Origin of the sequence: Vibrio profundi, from assembly GCF_005281835.1 — a bacterium.
Lineage (GTDB): Bacteria > Pseudomonadota > Gammaproteobacteria > Enterobacterales > Vibrionaceae > Vibrio > Vibrio profundi.
On record NZ_RZIS01000004.1, the window covers coordinates 473423 to 488354 of the forward strand.

The 14932-nt window shown below is 41.0% G+C and carries 13 protein-coding genes and 1 pseudogene; 9 read left to right on the forward strand and 5 right to left on the reverse strand.

All coding sequences use genetic code 11. From position 1 onward, the window contains the following. Positions 1 to 251: 251 nt before the first annotated feature. Positions 252 to 1061: a sulfite exporter TauE/SafE family protein gene (locus ELZ11_RS13510; protein WP_137357933.1), complete on the forward strand. Its 810-nt coding sequence runs from the start codon at positions 252 to 254 to the stop codon at positions 1059 to 1061. A 290-nt stretch (positions 1062 to 1351) separates the two neighbouring features. Here the strand turns inward: ELZ11_RS13510 and ELZ11_RS13515 are convergent, their stop codons facing one another. The 3 genes from ELZ11_RS13515 to ELZ11_RS13525 form a co-directional block, all read right to left on the reverse strand. Then, on the reverse strand, positions 1352 to 2818 hold the full coding sequence (locus ELZ11_RS13515; RefSeq protein WP_137357934.1) for a mannitol dehydrogenase family protein: 1467 nt from the start codon (positions 2816 to 2818) through the stop codon (positions 1352 to 1354). A 121-nt stretch (positions 2819 to 2939) separates the two neighbouring features. After that, positions 2940 to 3956, reverse strand: a complete 1017-nt coding sequence (locus tag ELZ11_RS13520; protein ID WP_137357935.1) for a Zn-dependent oxidoreductase — start codon at positions 3954 to 3956, stop codon at positions 2940 to 2942. Positions 3957 to 3958: 2 nt separating this feature from the next. After that, positions 3959 to 4651, reverse strand: a complete 693-nt coding sequence (locus ELZ11_RS13525; protein WP_137357936.1) for a FadR/GntR family transcriptional regulator — start codon at positions 4649 to 4651, stop codon at positions 3959 to 3961. Positions 4652 to 5500: 849 nt separating this feature from the next. Here ELZ11_RS13525 and ELZ11_RS13530 point away from each other — a divergent pair. The 7 genes from ELZ11_RS13530 to ELZ11_RS13560 all read left to right on the forward strand — a co-directional run bounded on the left by ELZ11_RS13530 (position 5501) and on the right by ELZ11_RS13560 (position 12483). Continuing rightward, complete coding sequence (locus tag ELZ11_RS13530) at positions 5501 to 6466, forward strand: TRAP transporter substrate-binding protein (protein WP_137357937.1); 966 nt, start codon at positions 5501 to 5503, stop codon at positions 6464 to 6466. A 49-nt stretch (positions 6467 to 6515) separates the two neighbouring features. Continuing rightward, complete coding sequence (locus ELZ11_RS13535; protein WP_167494683.1) at positions 6516 to 7052, forward strand: TRAP transporter small permease; 537 nt, start codon at positions 6516 to 6518, stop codon at positions 7050 to 7052. Between the two features lies 1 nt (position 7053). After that, on the forward strand, positions 7054 to 8328 hold the full coding sequence (locus ELZ11_RS13540) for a TRAP transporter large permease (RefSeq protein WP_137357939.1): 1275 nt from the start codon (positions 7054 to 7056) through the stop codon (positions 8326 to 8328). An 18-nt stretch (positions 8329 to 8346) separates the two neighbouring features. After that, positions 8347 to 9483 carry an alpha-hydroxy acid oxidase gene (locus ELZ11_RS13545; protein WP_137357940.1) on the forward strand — a complete coding sequence of 379 codons (1137 nt, stop codon included), beginning with the start codon at positions 8347 to 8349 and terminating at the stop codon, positions 9481 to 9483. 214 nt (positions 9484 to 9697) lie between these two features. Continuing rightward, the gene (gene uxuA, locus ELZ11_RS13550; RefSeq protein ID WP_137357941.1) at positions 9698 to 10771 is read left to right on the forward strand and encodes a mannonate dehydratase; all 1074 of its coding nucleotides are present in this window, start codon (positions 9698 to 9700) and stop codon (positions 10769 to 10771) included. Between the two features lie 133 nt (positions 10772 to 10904). Next, complete coding sequence (gene kdgK / locus ELZ11_RS13555) at positions 10905 to 11828, forward strand: 2-dehydro-3-deoxygluconokinase (RefSeq protein ID WP_137357942.1); 924 nt, start codon at positions 10905 to 10907, stop codon at positions 11826 to 11828. Positions 11829 to 11853: 25 nt separating this feature from the next. Beyond that, the gene (locus ELZ11_RS13560) at positions 11854 to 12483 is read left to right on the forward strand and encodes a bifunctional 4-hydroxy-2-oxoglutarate aldolase/2-dehydro-3-deoxy-phosphogluconate aldolase (protein ID WP_137357943.1); all 630 of its coding nucleotides are present in this window, start codon (positions 11854 to 11856) and stop codon (positions 12481 to 12483) included. Between the two features lie 278 nt (positions 12484 to 12761). On the opposite strand, the gene ELZ11_RS13565 is transcribed toward ELZ11_RS13560, so the two are convergent. Beyond that, positions 12762 to 13736, reverse strand: coding sequence for an integron integrase (locus ELZ11_RS13565; protein WP_137357944.1), 975 nt, complete (start codon positions 13734 to 13736; stop codon positions 12762 to 12764). 309 nt (positions 13737 to 14045) lie between these two features. On the opposite strand from ELZ11_RS13565, the gene ELZ11_RS13570 reads away from it, so the two are divergent. Further along, positions 14046 to 14801, forward strand: a complete 756-nt coding sequence (locus tag ELZ11_RS13570; RefSeq protein ID WP_137357945.1) for a hypothetical protein — start codon at positions 14046 to 14048, stop codon at positions 14799 to 14801. A gap of 30 nt (positions 14802 to 14831) precedes the next feature. Here the strand turns inward: ELZ11_RS13570 and ELZ11_RS13575 are convergent. Then, a pseudogene (locus ELZ11_RS13575) lies at positions 14832 to 14932 on the reverse strand (IS110 family transposase); the annotation flags it as partial.

Sequence of the window (14932 nt, forward strand, 5' to 3'; positions counted from 1 at the left end):
GGTTTGTGGTTTTCTTTATTTCCAGTAACAACCTTCGTGGCGATTTATTCTTAATGACCCAAAGCGGTAGTAACGAGCTGAGAGTTATTTATAACGTTTATCGTTACTCAAATAACAATGGTTTTACTTCACTTTCATTATGAGAAATATTCATGTTTCATTATTTTTTAAATCGTTATATTAATGTTCTTAATTTAAAAATGACTAGTTTACATAGCATGTATATCCATAATTAACATGAGGTTAAATAAGTGAGTGAATTGCTGTTATTGATTTTTTACTGTGCATTACTAGGTAGTGGCGTCGGTTTTTTAGCTGGGCTGCTAGGCATCGGCGGGGGACTAGTGATTGTTCCAATACTAAGCAGTATTTTGCTTCACTTTGAAGTTTTACCAACAGAGCAAGTTGTCGTTGCGGCCATTGCTACGTCTTTGGCATCAATATTGTTCACTTCAACTTCCTCGGCTATCGCTCACCACAAAAATGGCAATGTACCTTGGGAGCTCGCTCCTTGGATCATGACTGGCGTTGCCTTTGGCGCACTTATCAGTGGATTTATGGCGGCACTTTTACCAGAGCAGATTGTGCGTATGGTCTTTGCTGTAAGTGTGGTACTTATTGCACTGAAAATGTTTCTAAGCAGCAAAAAGGATGCGCCGACAGATAGGGAAATGCCTAACAAAGGGGTATTAACCGTTTTCACCACCATTACAGGTGGCCTATCTGCGATGATAGGAATTGGGGGCGGTGCACTTTTGGTTCCTCTGTTAACCTTCTTCTCACTTGATATGAAAAAGGCCATTGGTTGCGCTTCTGCGTGTGGCATTGTCATCGCATTGTTTGGCTCGATAGGTTACATCAGCTCGGGGAGTGCACACTTTTCGTTATCTGACGGGTTCGCTGGGTTTGTCTATTTACCTGCTTTAGCTGGGATCGTGTGCACGTCTTGGTTTACCGCGCCGTTAGGTGCAAAATCAACGCAGACGTTACCTGTATCAACAATTAAAAAGATCTTTTCGATTTTGTTGTTAATCATGGCTGCGAAAATGGTTGTTAGTTAAGTGAGAGGCGTCGTTCTCGTTAAGAAAAATATGGTAACGCTCTATTTACTGTAGTGTAGTCAACTTGAGAACAGTGCTGATATCAGTTGAATGCAGCGTTATAAGAAACCATTGAAAAGTGTAGTGATAGGTAAGAAATACATCGATGGATGAGCTGCAAGTGAGCAATACTTTCTCACTTGCAGATTATTCCTATATGAAAGGGTTACTCTAGTTTGATTAGAGTTTGATGTAGGCGCGCTTCAATTGATATTACGTCGAGTACAGGAAGTGCGCTGGAACACGATTAACTAGATAGCCGCTTCCATTACCGCTTTCTTAGCACCTTTTTGTTCAATATTGATGTACGCCTGAGTGATAGCATCAATAACAGATTTCTGTTGAACAATGGATTGGTCGAAGATCGTTTCTTCACTCAAAAGAGCGTTAATCAATGGCTCAATCGAGTCGTGCTTTTTGCTGATTGACAGTAAATGCTCAGAGAGAGGGTCGACTACCTCAATCGGTTGATTGTTTTCATCAATACCTCTGATGTAGCGCATCCATGCCGCTGTGCCTAATGCTAAGGCTGTAAAATCTCGTTCGCCTTTGGCTAGAATGCCCATCGATTCAATAATACGTTGCGGGAGCTTTTGACTGCCATCCATAGCGATCTGATGCGTCTTATGCTTCAAATATGGATTTGAAAACCGATTTAAGAGCAGCTCGGAATACTCGATGAGATTGATATTATCGAGCTCTTGTAGGGTTGGTTTTTGCTCATTGAGCATAAGTCGACGAGTCATTTCTTTGAAACTAGGGTTTTCCATCGTATCTGAAATATATTCATATCCGGATAAGTACCCTGTGTAAGCGAGAAAAGAGTGGCTTCCATTGAGCATTCTTAGCTTCATTTCTTCATAAGGCTGCACATCTTTTACGAGTGATACACCATCAATTAGCTGCCATTCAGGGCGGCCAGAAACAAAGTCATCTTCAATAACCCATTGTAAAAATGGTTCTGTGATCAGTCCACAAGGATCAAACTTGCCAGTTAATGATTCGATAGTTTTCAATGATTCGTCGGTCATTGCGGGAACAATTCTATCAACCATTGTGCTGGGGAAGCTGGCATGGATTGAAATCCATTCAGATAAATCCGGATCTATCATGTTGGCGTAAGCAATAATGGCGGCTTTCGTTACCTCTCCATTATGGGGCATGTTGTCACAGGACATGACACTGAAGGCGGGTAGGTTTCGTTCTTTTCTCAAACTTAACGCAGCAACTATCACACCTAAGGCAGATTTTGGAGCTTTGGGATTAGCAATGTCTTGAGCAATTAACGGGTGTCCAGCGTGAAATTGGCGAGTGTTCGGGTCTACACAATAGCCTTTTTCAGTAATCGTTAATGAAACGATCGATACTTGGGGCTCCGCCATTCTCTCTATAATCGAGTCAATCCCATCTAGGCTAGGGTGCATACTATCTATCACTGATTCGATAGTGTGAACATTGGTGGTGGTATGATCTTGTTCAACGACAGTGTAGCGATGGTCTTGCTCTCTCAACTCTTGAATAAAGGGCTTTCCACTAAACAAGCTTACGGTCGTATAGCCCCAATCACTAGGCGTTATCTGGTTGAGTTTTTCTAATACCAAAGCCTGGTGAGCACGGAAAAATGCACCACAACCAATATGAACAATTCGGTTTTTAAGTGACGAACGATCATAGTTTGAATGTGATAATTGATCATATTCAGTTCGACTAGAAGCCATATAAATATCCTTAGATGTAAAGCGAATTTGGGAGAGCGAATGAGCTATCGAAGTCTCCAAATGGTATTGGAGACTTTATATGTTGAACAAAACGTATGCGGATGATTGCCAGTACGAACGGTTAGTGCATTTTTATCAATGCTTTACGTACTTTTTGTGGGTCGTTCTCAATAAGTGCAATAGCATCAGGAGCGGTATCGAGAGTGAACTCATGACTGATTAAAAACTCGGTGTCGAGTTTCCCTTGAGCCATCCAGTCAATTACTTTCGGGAACATCTTGTTATTTAGACGAGAGCCTACAATGGTCAGCTCTTTCTTGATCACTTCTACTTGTTGAAGAGGACTATCTTCACTAGAGAAACCGAGCAAACAAACAGTTCCCGCAGGAGCTGCCAACCTCATAATTTCAGGAATAAGAGCAGGAATACATGCTGCGTCTGCGATCAGTGGTACACCTTGCCCATTTGTCAGCTCCATGACTCGCTGCTCAGTGTTTTCTTGTTTAGGGTTAATGGTATGAGTTGCCCCTAATTGCTTGGCGGTCTCTAACTTTTCATCAAGAAGATCGACAATTATAGATGGAATACCTAAAACATTAGCAATTTGTACAATGGTTAACCCAATAACGCCTGCACCGTAGATCAATATTGTGTCATCCGAAGAGGCGTCTAATCGGTTAAACACATTAGCTGCGATACTGTAAGGCTCTATTAAGGTTGCATCTCTTAAGTTGATGCTGTCTGGTAGGGCAATGATATTGGCTGCAGGCACGGCTTGAAATTGTGTGAATCCGCCATCGGTGTGAACACCTATCACTTGAAGTTCAGTACACACATTCGAGCGGCCGATTTTGCAAGGTCGGCATCGGCCACAGCTGATCACTGGGTTCACGACCACTTTTGTTCCAACTTCCAGCCCAGTTACGCTGTTTCCAATCTTTTCGATAGTTCCTACAAACTCATGCCCAGTGATTCTAGGGTAGGTAGCAAACGGGTTTTGACCGTGAATGATATGCAGATCAGATCCACAAATCCCGGCGTACTCTACACGAACTAATACTTGGTCATCAGAGAAAGGGGGTACGTTTTGCTCGACGACTTGGTAGTCATTAATTCCATTTACAATAAATGATTTCATTTTTAGTTACTCAACTTATCTATCACGTTATCGATGTGCATGATCATTGCCGATTCAGCTTGCTCAGGATCTCCGGCTTTGATCGCGTTGAAGATCGCTTGATGATCGTCAACCCAAATTCCTTTTGCAGTCGGCTCGTTAGCAATGACTTCCATGCGATCCCACATTTTCCCTTTCATATGTAGCGACATCAGATCTTGGTGGAAAATGGTTAATAGTGGGTTCTGGCAAGCGCTAGCGATTGCACAGTGAAACTGTTGATCAGCATCATGAGATGTTTGATGCCTCAACTCGATACTTGAGAAAAATTGAGAGGCATTCATCATGTCAAGGCATTGCTGAAGCTCGTTGATCAGTTCAGGCGTATTGTTCAGCGCTGCTTGTTTAGCAAACTCACCTTCAATAACTTTTCTAGCCGACAAAATATCGTTTGGCGTAAATTCACTCAGTGCCGGGGAAGGCAGTTGAGGCTGACTTTGTAAGACGAAAACCCCAGCCCCTTTCTTGATTTCTGCAATGCCAGATAGCTCCAAATAAACCATAGCTTCACGTATGACGGTACGGCTCACATTGAGCTCTTCTGACAGCTTTCGTTCTGGTGGGATTTTGTCCCCTACGAGGTATTGCTTTGCATTAATTCGGTTAATGATCTGATTGGCGACGGTTATGTACAGCCGGTCAGTTTTTATTGTCATGCCTCTACCTTGTTCATAATCGATTCTTTATGCCGCTAATGATTAGTTGTGCGCCCATCTCTTTGCTCATTCCATTTAATGGTATTAACCGTGAAAAATACTTTGAGGAGATGTTGGTTCACTCTGCAGCGTTGTTATGTACCAATTAAACCATCATTTACCTGGAAGTTATGTGACCAAAGGCAAGTTAATGTAATGATATTGTCCAGACCAATTTTGTTTATGTTGGTTTTTTGGCGTGACCAAATCTATTTATACACGGCGTTATATAGCTTTAACAATAGAGTAAATAAGTTGCGCTGGGCGGTGTGATGTTGTTTTTATAGGTCGGAGAATGGTAAAAAAGACACTAGGTCAATGACTTACAGATTTTTAGTAAAAAATTATACTTTCCCGTCTTGGAATGTTGCGATCCGAATTGGGTTTAAGTCGTATTTTGATGAGAGAGAAAACAAAGCTAAGTCGTTGATTCGTTTTTGGTTACTTTGATTTATGGTGTTAAGCTATTGTTTTTTATGGATTGTCTTGTGTTTTTTACTTAGTGGTGGAAATGTGGCCAAGTAAGACTTTCTTAAAGTGATGCGGAGTTCTCATCGTGGGTTCTGCCCAAACTGAGAAAGGTAAAACAAGTGTAATAAATAGAGTGATTCGCATAAAAAATGACTATTTATTGATCGAGATGTGGAGTTCTCTGGTTGCGAAAGCTGAGACTTTGCGCATAAAAATGCCATGCTAAGTAGGGTCTTTCTGTCACATTTATCACACTTAACGTTTTTATCAATTGTGAAACGTTAATCCGATGTTAGATTAAATTGGTCTGTACAATAAAAGATAAAAATGGAGAACACGATGAAGCAAAAACTATTGAGCGTCGCTATATTAGCGTCTTCTCTTTTCACTGGAATTGCATCTGCTGCCGACTACACTTTGAAATTTGGCCATCTGGCAAACGATGACAATGTTTGGAACAAAGCTGCCCTACATTTCCAAAAAACGGTGGAAGAAAAATCTGAAGGACGAATTGAAGTTTTGGTGTATCCGAACTCTGAATTAGGGTCTGAGATGGATATCATTAACGGCATTCAACTAGGTACGGTCGACCTAACAATCTCGGGTGAATCATTGCAAAACTGGGCACCGAAAGCAGCACTGCTTGCAATCCCATATGCAATTCGTGATAGCGAGCACTTAGCGGCAGTTGCCGATGGTGAGGTTGGTAAAGAAATTGAAGAACAAATCACTCAACGTTCAGGCCTAGTGCCACTAACTTGGTTCGAACGTGGTGCGCGTAACCTAACTTCGAATAAACCAATTACAACGCCAGAAGATCTTAACGGTACGATTCTACGTGTTCCAAACGTTCCAATTTTTGTAAAGGTGTGGGAGCAACTTGGTGCTAAACCGACTCCAATGGCATTCTCGGAAGTGTTTACTTCTTTACAACAAGGCACGATCCATTCCCAAGAAAACCCGTTATCACTGATCAACAGCGCATCGTTCTTTGAAGTTCAAGGTTATGTGAACAAAACAGAGCACGTACGCAGCTGGATCTACGTTGTTATGGGTAAGCGTCAATTAGAAAAACTACCTAAAGACTTGCAAGCTGTGGTTAAAGAAGCCGCTGCCGAAACGCAGGCCTACGAGCGAGAATTATTCCTAGAAGATGAAAGAAAACTTGCTGAGCTATTGCAAGAAAGAGGGATGAAATTCGTCGATGTCGATCAAGAGGCATTCCGTGAAGCTGCGCTTCCGGCTGTTCGTAAAAGTTTGAATAAAGAGCAGTTACCGCTGTTTGAAGATATCCAAAAACTATAAGTAACCCTTGGGGAGGTGGAAGCCTCCCTATTTTCTCATGAGGGAAATTATGACGACAATCGTAAATGTGGCCGAAGAACCAAAAGAGTCACTCGTTTCGAGAGCCGTAAATCACATTGATCGACTTGCCACTCGCTTTTTTAGCTTTTTTACAATTTGTAGTTTAGTCGCTTTATGTGGCGTGGTTTTACTACAAGTATTTGCAAGAATGTTTTTAGAAAGTACTCCTGCTTGGACAGAAGAGCTTTCTCGCTACTTCTTTATTTATACCGTTGCTTTTGGTTCTGGATTAGCTTTTAAGTCAAAAGAACTAGTGAGTGTCGATATTATAGTTTCTAGACTAAGCGAAAAGTGGCAAAGCATATATCAACTAATTGTTAATATCGTTATTTCTATTTTTATCTTTATTGCTTTACCAAATGCATTTCAATTTATGAGTATCGGTGAATGGCAAACATCACCAGTACTTGCAGTTCAAATGGACTACATCTTTTTTGCAAGTGTTCTTATCTTTGCAAACTTACAATTATTTATAGCGCTAGACTCTATAAAAATAATTATTAAACATACAAGTCGGAGAGGATGATATGGAAGTCTATATATTATTTTCGGTTTTCTTTATTTTATTAATATTAGGCTTTCCTATTGCAATTACGCTTGGAATAGCATCAATGGCTTACTTATTGATAGCTGATATTTCATTAACTGTAATTCCACAAAAAATGTTTGCGGGCATTGATTCATTTGTACTTCTTTGTATCGGTGGTTTCATCCTCGCCGGAAATTTAATGAATCGGGGGAACATCACCGAACAGATCATCGGGTTAAGTAACGCGATGCTGGGGCATATTCGTGGCGGACTTGGGCTAGCGAATGTTAGTGGATCAATGTTGTTTGGTGGTGTGTCTGGTACTGCGGTCGCTGATACTGCATCGATTGGTTCGGTCATGATCCCTGGTATGGCAAAAAGTGGTTACGACAAACCATTTGCAGCCGCGGTGACTGCTGCCTCTTCAACCATCGGGCCAATTATTCCTCCTAGTGTACCTATGATCATTGTCGGCACATTGACCAGTATCTCAGTTGGAAAACTGTTTCTTGCTGGGGCTGTACCTGGCTTGTTACTGGGTGTAGGGATGATGGCAACGACTTATTTCCTATCGGTAAAACGAGGCTACCCGAAAGAAAAGCGTGCAACGTTATCTGAAATTATCCTTCACTTACGTACAAGTTGTTGGGCGATTTCACTGACATTCTTAATACTGATTGGCATTGTGGGTGGTTTCTTTACACCGACTGAAGCCTCTGTCGTCGCGGCGCTTTATGCAATGATTATCGGTATGTTCGTTTATAAGGGACTTTCGTTTAGAGATCTTCCAAAAATACTACTTTCGACTGCAGTAACCACTGCATCATTAATGCTACTGGTTGGTTTAGCGAATGTTTTTGGATGGATACTAACGTCAGAAAAAATCCCACAGATGATAGCGTCTGCGATACTAACGATCAGTGAAAATCCAATCATTGTATTACTAATCATCAACTTATTGTTGCTGTTGGTTGGCTCGTTCATGGAGACCATTGCGGCACTGATCATACTGTTTCCTACACTGTTAGGCGTAGCGACCGCTGTCGGTGTTGACCCAGTGCACTTTGGTATTATCGCCGTGCTTAACTTGATGATTGGTCTAACTACACCACCTGTTGGAGTTTGTTTGTTCGTTGCTGCGGGCATTGGTGGAATTCCGATGGAGAAAGTCGTGAAAGCAATCGTGCCTTTCCTATTGTGTAATCTAGCCGTGTTATTGATGGTCACATATATACCAGCTTTATCACTTTGGCTACCAAGCGTGTTCTTATAAACAATTAGAGTTGATGCAATGTTAGATGGTCGATACCCAGATTATTCTCGAATGAGAAAAAAAACAGAAAAGAATATCCCCAAGTTTATCTATGAATATTTGGAAGGAGGATGCTTTGATGATATTGGATTGGAGACAAACCGTTTAGCATTGCAGAAATCTAAGTTAGCCCCAAGGTATTTAGCGCCTTATTCAAAGTGCGATTTAAACACCACTATCCTTGGGAAAGAATATAGCGCGCCATTCGGCATCGCACCGATTGGTTTACAAGGTCTAATTTGGCCTAATTCACCGGTGATTTTGGCGAAAGCAGCAAAGAAATACAATATTCCATATGTTCTAAGCACCGTTTCATCTGAGTCGATAGAAGTAATCGCAGAGTTAGCAGAAGACAATGCATGGTTTCAGCTCTACAACCCAGTGGATGAAGCAATACAAGATTCAATATTGGGACGTTTGAAGAGCTGCGGCTATAAAAACTTGGTGGTCACGGTCGACATTCCGACGTTTGGGTTTAGGCCCAATGATATCGTGAATGGATTAACTATGCCGCCTAAGCACTCTGTTAAGAACTTCATTGATGTATGCAAAACGCCGCATTGGGCGACTCAAACTCTCAAGTATGGAATTCCAAAATTTAAAAACTTGGAACCATACATGAGAGAGCATCGTCTCGATTTGCCAGAAATGATGCGCTCGATGGCGATGGGGAAAGTGGATACGGAAGGCTTGAAAAGAATAAGAGACAAGTGGGAAGGGAATTTAATCGTAAAAGGCGTTTGTTCTAGTAGCGATCTCAAGTTACTTGAAGAGGTGAATGCTGATGGGGTTATTTTTTCTAATCATGGAGCTCGGCAGTTAGATGCTTGTGAATCCCCAATAGATCTTCTAAGGAAAATAGAGGGGGATTCACTGCCCTCAGGAATGACGATGATGATGGATAGCGGTATCCGATCGGGAGTGGATATCGCTACTTCCTTAGCATCCGGTGCTCAATTTACATTTTTGGGTCGCTTTTTCATGTACGCCGTGTCGTCATTGGGTAAGGAAGGTGGAGAGCATGCAATCGAAGTGCTAATGCAGCAACTGACTCAAGTAATGGAACAAATTAGGTGTGAGAAACCCGCTGATTTGTCAGAGTTCCTCGCAAACTAGATGTAAATAAACGCTCATTTAATTTTGGTAAATAGTTGCTCGTTATCGAATAACTAGGTTGGTACGTATCTGCAATAAAAATATTTATTGGACGGGCATATGGATTATGTCTATAGGGTTGGAACGATATTATCTCAATTAATATTGCATTAAGACTCTAAACTTTTATTCGTCCGATTTATTAAATAATTAAAATCTTTTTTGGGAGATAAATATGAAGATGTCATTTCGTTGGTATGGCGAAGGGAATGATGAGGTAAGTTTACCTTTTATTAAACAGATTCCGGGTGTAGAAGGTATTGTTTGGTCATTACATGATATGCCTGCTGGAGAAATTTGGAGTGAAGAACGCATTCTCGCTGAAAAAGAAATAATAGAGAAAGCAGGTTTTCATATTGATGTCGTTGAAAGTGTTAATGTTCATGAAGACATTAAACTCGGTCTGCCATCAAGAGATAAGTATATTGATAACTATATTGAAACCTTAAAAAGACTGGCTAAAGTCGGGGTAAAAGTTGTCTGCTATAACTTTATGCCAGTATTCGATTGGACCAGAACCGAGCTGTATAAAGAAATGGAAGACGGTTCTAACGCTCTATTTTTCGAAAAGAGTAAAATCAGTGACATTGAGCCTATTGAGCTTATCGAAAAATTATCAAAGAACGTATCTGTAACAATGCCAGGGTGGGAACCAGAACGACTATCCCAATTAAAAGAAACGTTTGAGAAATACAAAGGTTTTACAGCGGAAGACCTTTGGGGAAACCTCCAGTATTTCTTAGAAAAAGTTATCCCTGTGTGTGAAGAATACGATATTAAAATGGGGATTCACCCAGATGACCCAGCATTCCCTATCTTTGGTTTACCTCGAATTATTATTAATAAAGAGAATATTCTAAGGTTTTTAAACTTGGTCGATAGCCCATATAACGGCTTAAGTTTATGTACCGGATCACTTGGTTCGAGCAATAACGATATTCCAGACATTATCGACGAAGTTCATGAGCGAATTCATTTTATACATATACGTAATGTAAAAAGATTTGAGAACGGTGACTTTATCGAGTCTTCTCATCGAGCGTGTGATGGCTCCGTCGATACGATTAAAGTCATACAAACACTTCATAAGCACGGTTATCAAGGTTATGTACGACCAGATCATGGTCGTCATATTTGGGGTGAAGAAAAATGGGCTCGCCCTGGTTACGGCTTATATGACCGAGCTCTTGGAATTATGTACATCCTTGGTGCGTGGGATAATTTGCAGGCGCAGCAAGCTAGCAAGTAAATCTCGAGTTAGCTAGACCAATAAGTCGTGTGCTAATAGTAAGATTCAGCCCGGTTAAGTGATATTCGGACTTTTCTACAACCAGCACACAACTATTGATGACCATTAATTTCCCAGCGCTGCTGAGGCAAAGATGAAAAAAACAAAAATAGCCATTATTGGCGAATGCATGGTTGAGCTACAGCATAAAAATGGGGCGCTGCAGCAGTCATTCGGCGGAGACACGCTAAATACTGCGCTTTATCTCTCTCGCCTGTGCAAAGCTCAGGATATCGAAACCACCTATGTGACGGCATTGGGTGAAGACCCTTATAGTCAAGCAATGCTAGACGCTTGGGAAGAGGAGGGGATTGATACTTCTCTAATTCATAAAATTCCGGGCAAGCAACCGGGTATCTATCACATTGAAACCGATTCAACGGGTGAGCGTAGCTTCTACTATTGGCGTAATGACGCGTCTGCGAAGTTCATGTTTGACCAAGATAACGCGCATGAATTACTAGCTAAACTAGAGCGATTTGATGCGATTTACCTTAGCGGTATTACGCTCGCAATTTTGACCGAGAACAGCCGAGAAATACTATTTGAGCTTTTGAGTAGTTTTGCTGGTCAAGTTTTCTTCGATAACAACTATCGTCCCAAGTTATGGCAAGAACGTAATGAAGCGCAGACAGTGTATTTAAAGATGCTGTCATACACCGACACCGCCTTGCTGACCTTCGACGATGAAGAAGCGTTATATGGTGATGAAGACGTTGAGCAATGTATCGCACGAACAAAAGACGCTGGTGTCGCTGAAATTATTGTTAAACGAGGCAGTAAAGATTGCCTTGTTTATGATGGTGAAACTCGTGCTTCAGTTGCTGCGAATAAGGTCAAAAACGTGGTGGATACCACAGCTGCCGGTGATTCATTTAGTGCCGGTTTTCTCGCTAAACGTCTTAGTGGTGGTAGCGGAACACAATCAGCGGAAGCAGGGCACATTGTAGCCGGCACCGTTATTCAGCATAAAGGCGCGATCATCCCAAGAGATGTAATGCCAGATTTGTATTTATAACTTATTCAACGAAGAGAGAGTCCTAATGACTACGTTAAATGAACATTTAGCAAACCTTAAAGTTATTCCTGTTATTGCGATAAACAAAGTTGAAGATGCTATTCCACTAGGCCGTGCACTGGTTGAAAATGGTATGCCTTGTGCTGAAATCACTCTTCGTACCGAGTGCGCGATTGAAGCGATTCGTTTAATGCGTAAAGAGTTCCCTGATATGTTAATTGGTTCAGGAACTGTACTAACTAATGAGCAGGTAGATGCCTCTATCGACGCGGGCGTAGATTTTATCGTTAGCCCTGGTTTCAACCCTCGCACCGTGCAATATTGTATTGATAAAGGTGTCGCGATTGTTCCTGGTGTCAACAACCCAAGCCTAGTTGAGCAAGCGATGGACATGGGGCTGCGTACATTAAAGTTCTTTCCAGCAGAAGCCTCTGGTGGCGTTGGTATGCTAAAGGCACTTACTGCTGTTTATCCTGTTCACTTTATGCCAACTGGTGGTGTGAGCCTGAAGAATGTGGATGAGTACTTATCTCTACCACCAGTGCTGGCTTGCGGCGGCACTTGGATGGTTCCTACACAACTGATGGACGAAGGGAAATGGGATGAACTAGGCGCTTTAGTTCGAGATGCGGTTGCACACGTGAGTGAGACGTAACCATAAGTTAGTCGACACTTAATAGTGCATATCTAAGAGCGTATTCAGATATGCACTATTTTCCTGATTTTTGTTGAAGGTTGTAGTCAGTTTTCAACTTCCACCCTTAGTAATTATTTATTATTCCTAGCATGTCTATAAGAACAGTTTGCCATGTCCCCAAACTTACATTTGCGATATGTGTATTTTGAGGCTTACTTTTTAAATGCTTCTGATAATAGAATTCGTGAATTACCGCTTTCGACATTCCAAAATTCTGAGTCCGAACGCTCCTATCGCTATTCTATGAATATTTTCGATAATGGACTAACAACACCATTCGCCCCTCTATCAATGATGTGAGTATAGATCTGAGTCGTTTTTAAATCGGCGTGTCCCAGTTGCTCTTGAACTGTTCTTATATCAGCCCCGCTTTGAAGAAGGTGCGTAGCAAATGAGTGCCTTAGAGTATGGCAAGAAATATTTTTGTCTATATTTGCTTTTTGACCGGCTACCTTAATGTGTTTCTGTAGAGCGGTAGGGTGGATGTGATGCCTACGTAGTTCGCCTGTTTGCAAATCTGGTGATAAACGGCTAGAAGGAAAGAGATATTGCCAATTTAAACTCCTTTCTGCATTTGGGTATTTTCTAGCTAGGGCTTCGGGTAGATATACGCCAGAGAAAGCTTCATCATTCAAATCTTGCTGGTAGTAACTTGCGGACTTCTGTTGTTGCTGTTTGATTGCGGGGAAAAGCTCAGGAGCTATTGTAACTAAGCGGTTCTTGCCTCCCTTACCTTGCCACACGCGTACGGATTTATATTGGTAATCGATATCTTGTATACGTAGTCGCACACATTCCATTAAACGCAGGCCTGAGCCGTACATTAGCTGATAATGCAGTTTGTAATTAGGGGAGCAGTGCCTTAGTAGCCTTCCAATTTCTTCCGGAGTCATAACTGTGGGCAGTTTTCTGGACTTGTCTGAACGTCGAAACTGCATATCAAGATCTATGGGTTCTTGAATGATTTCTTTGTATAAAAACACTAAAGCATTGAGGGCGAGGCTCTGTGTTTTCTTGGCTGACTTTTTATTTACTACTAGGTGTGTCAAGAAATCCTCTACATGCCTTGTAGTTAATTCCTTTGGGTGCTTTTTTCTATGGTAGATAATGTATTGATGTATCCAATAAACATAGGCATCTGTCGTGCGAAGAGCATAGTGTCTCCCAAGCATATATTCGCGTATATATGCTAAAAAAGGTGATTTTCTCATTTTCTAATGACTGGTTACATATACATGAGTAGCAGTTTGGCATATAGATTCATGCTATATAGAAAAAGTCTGCATTTTGGAACGTGAAGTCTTAGAGTTAGTTCTTAAGTTACTGTAAGTTTTCATAAAAACTGGGTATGGTTAACTTGGTTTAGATACTAGACAGAAAAATTCAATATTTAAATGCAGAATTTTTCTGTCTAATAGCTGTTAGCTTTAAATATGATGATATTTTGACTTGAGTCTATTTCTTTTTATAATGCCCATTTATTATTCTAAATAAAATCAATTGGCTAGGGTTATTTTTACATGGAAAAGCTAAAATCATGGGTAGTTATCCCTTTACTTGGTTTAGTGAACTTGGTTGCGGGCTACTTTATGACAAAGTTGCTGGATTCATTGGTGGGGGATGAATTCAACTCACTGAATGATGTAACAGTATCATCGGTACATTGGATTCGATATGTACCAGCTATCTTAGCTAGTATTATTATCAGTATTTCACTTTTTTACTTATGCAAGAATTTAAGAGCAGCACTATATACAAAATGCTTAGTATATGTAGCGTCTTCTTTGGCAGTGATAGGCGTGTTTCTTTCTGGTAGCTGGTACAAAGATCCAATTTACACGCTTATATTAGAAGAGGATGATTACTATACAGCAGAAAAAACGAACTTCGAAAGTTCTAATGGAACAATCGTTGCTTGGTCTGATGGCTGTACCCAGTCAGGTCGGATAGTTTACTGCAACTTACATCTGAAAAACCTATCGGATAAAGATCAAAATGTATCTTTAAGTGTTTATGATACCTATCTTATGACCGGTGAAAAAGCCCGTGTTAAAGCTCAGAGAAAAGGTAAGTTTGGGAACTCATCTATGCGGGATATGCGGGATTCTGTTATCGCACCGACAAACATGACGATCATGTATGGTTTAAAGTTTGAGTTACCAGAGCCAACAAAGTACGAGATTATTCCTAACTTACGAGTGGTGATGAATATCGCTGGCTATCGGGACACCTTCTCCATGAGCAATCGTCCTATTAAGACAGTTTCTGGGCACTAAAAAGCTAACAAGAGACTATGGCGTCAATAGTTAATTTTTGGCGCTATCCTTATCCCACATAACACCATCTCTTAGCATTGAATTGAGTATCACAACCATCTTTCTCATGCAGGCAACGATTGCTACTTTTT

Excerpts from the sequence above, each read along its gene's own strand:
- ELZ11_RS13560 (WP_137357943.1), top strand. The coding sequence starts at position 11,854 with ATGACTACGTTAAATGAACATTTAGCAAACCTTAAAGTTATTCCTGTT.
- ELZ11_RS13545 (WP_137357940.1), top strand. The coding sequence starts at position 8,347 with ATGTTAGATGGTCGATACCCAGATTATTCTCGAATGAGAAAAAAAACA.
- ELZ11_RS13515 (WP_137357934.1), bottom strand. The coding sequence starts at position 2,818 with ATGGCTTCTAGTCGAACTGAATATGATCAATTATCACATTCAAACTAT.
- kdgK (WP_137357942.1), top strand. The coding sequence starts at position 10,905 with ATGAAAAAAACAAAAATAGCCATTATTGGCGAATGCATGGTTGAGCTA.
- uxuA (WP_137357941.1), top strand. The coding sequence starts at position 9,698 with ATGAAGATGTCATTTCGTTGGTATGGCGAAGGGAATGATGAGGTAAGT.
- ELZ11_RS13535 (WP_167494683.1), top strand. The coding sequence starts at position 6,516 with ATGACGACAATCGTAAATGTGGCCGAAGAACCAAAAGAGTCACTCGTT.
- ELZ11_RS13520 (WP_137357935.1), bottom strand. The coding sequence starts at position 3,956 with ATGAAATCATTTATTGTAAATGGAATTAATGACTACCAAGTCGTCGAG.
- ELZ11_RS13540 (WP_137357939.1), top strand. The coding sequence starts at position 7,054 with ATGGAAGTCTATATATTATTTTCGGTTTTCTTTATTTTATTAATATTA.
- ELZ11_RS13565 (WP_137357944.1), bottom strand. The coding sequence starts at position 13,736 with ATGAGAAAATCACCTTTTTTAGCATATATACGCGAATATATGCTTGGG.
- ELZ11_RS13570 (WP_137357945.1), top strand. The coding sequence starts at position 14,046 with ATGGAAAAGCTAAAATCATGGGTAGTTATCCCTTTACTTGGTTTAGTG.
- ELZ11_RS13530 (WP_137357937.1), top strand. The coding sequence starts at position 5,501 with ATGAAGCAAAAACTATTGAGCGTCGCTATATTAGCGTCTTCTCTTTTC.
- ELZ11_RS13525 (WP_137357936.1), bottom strand. The coding sequence starts at position 4,651 with ATGACAATAAAAACTGACCGGCTGTACATAACCGTCGCCAATCAGATC.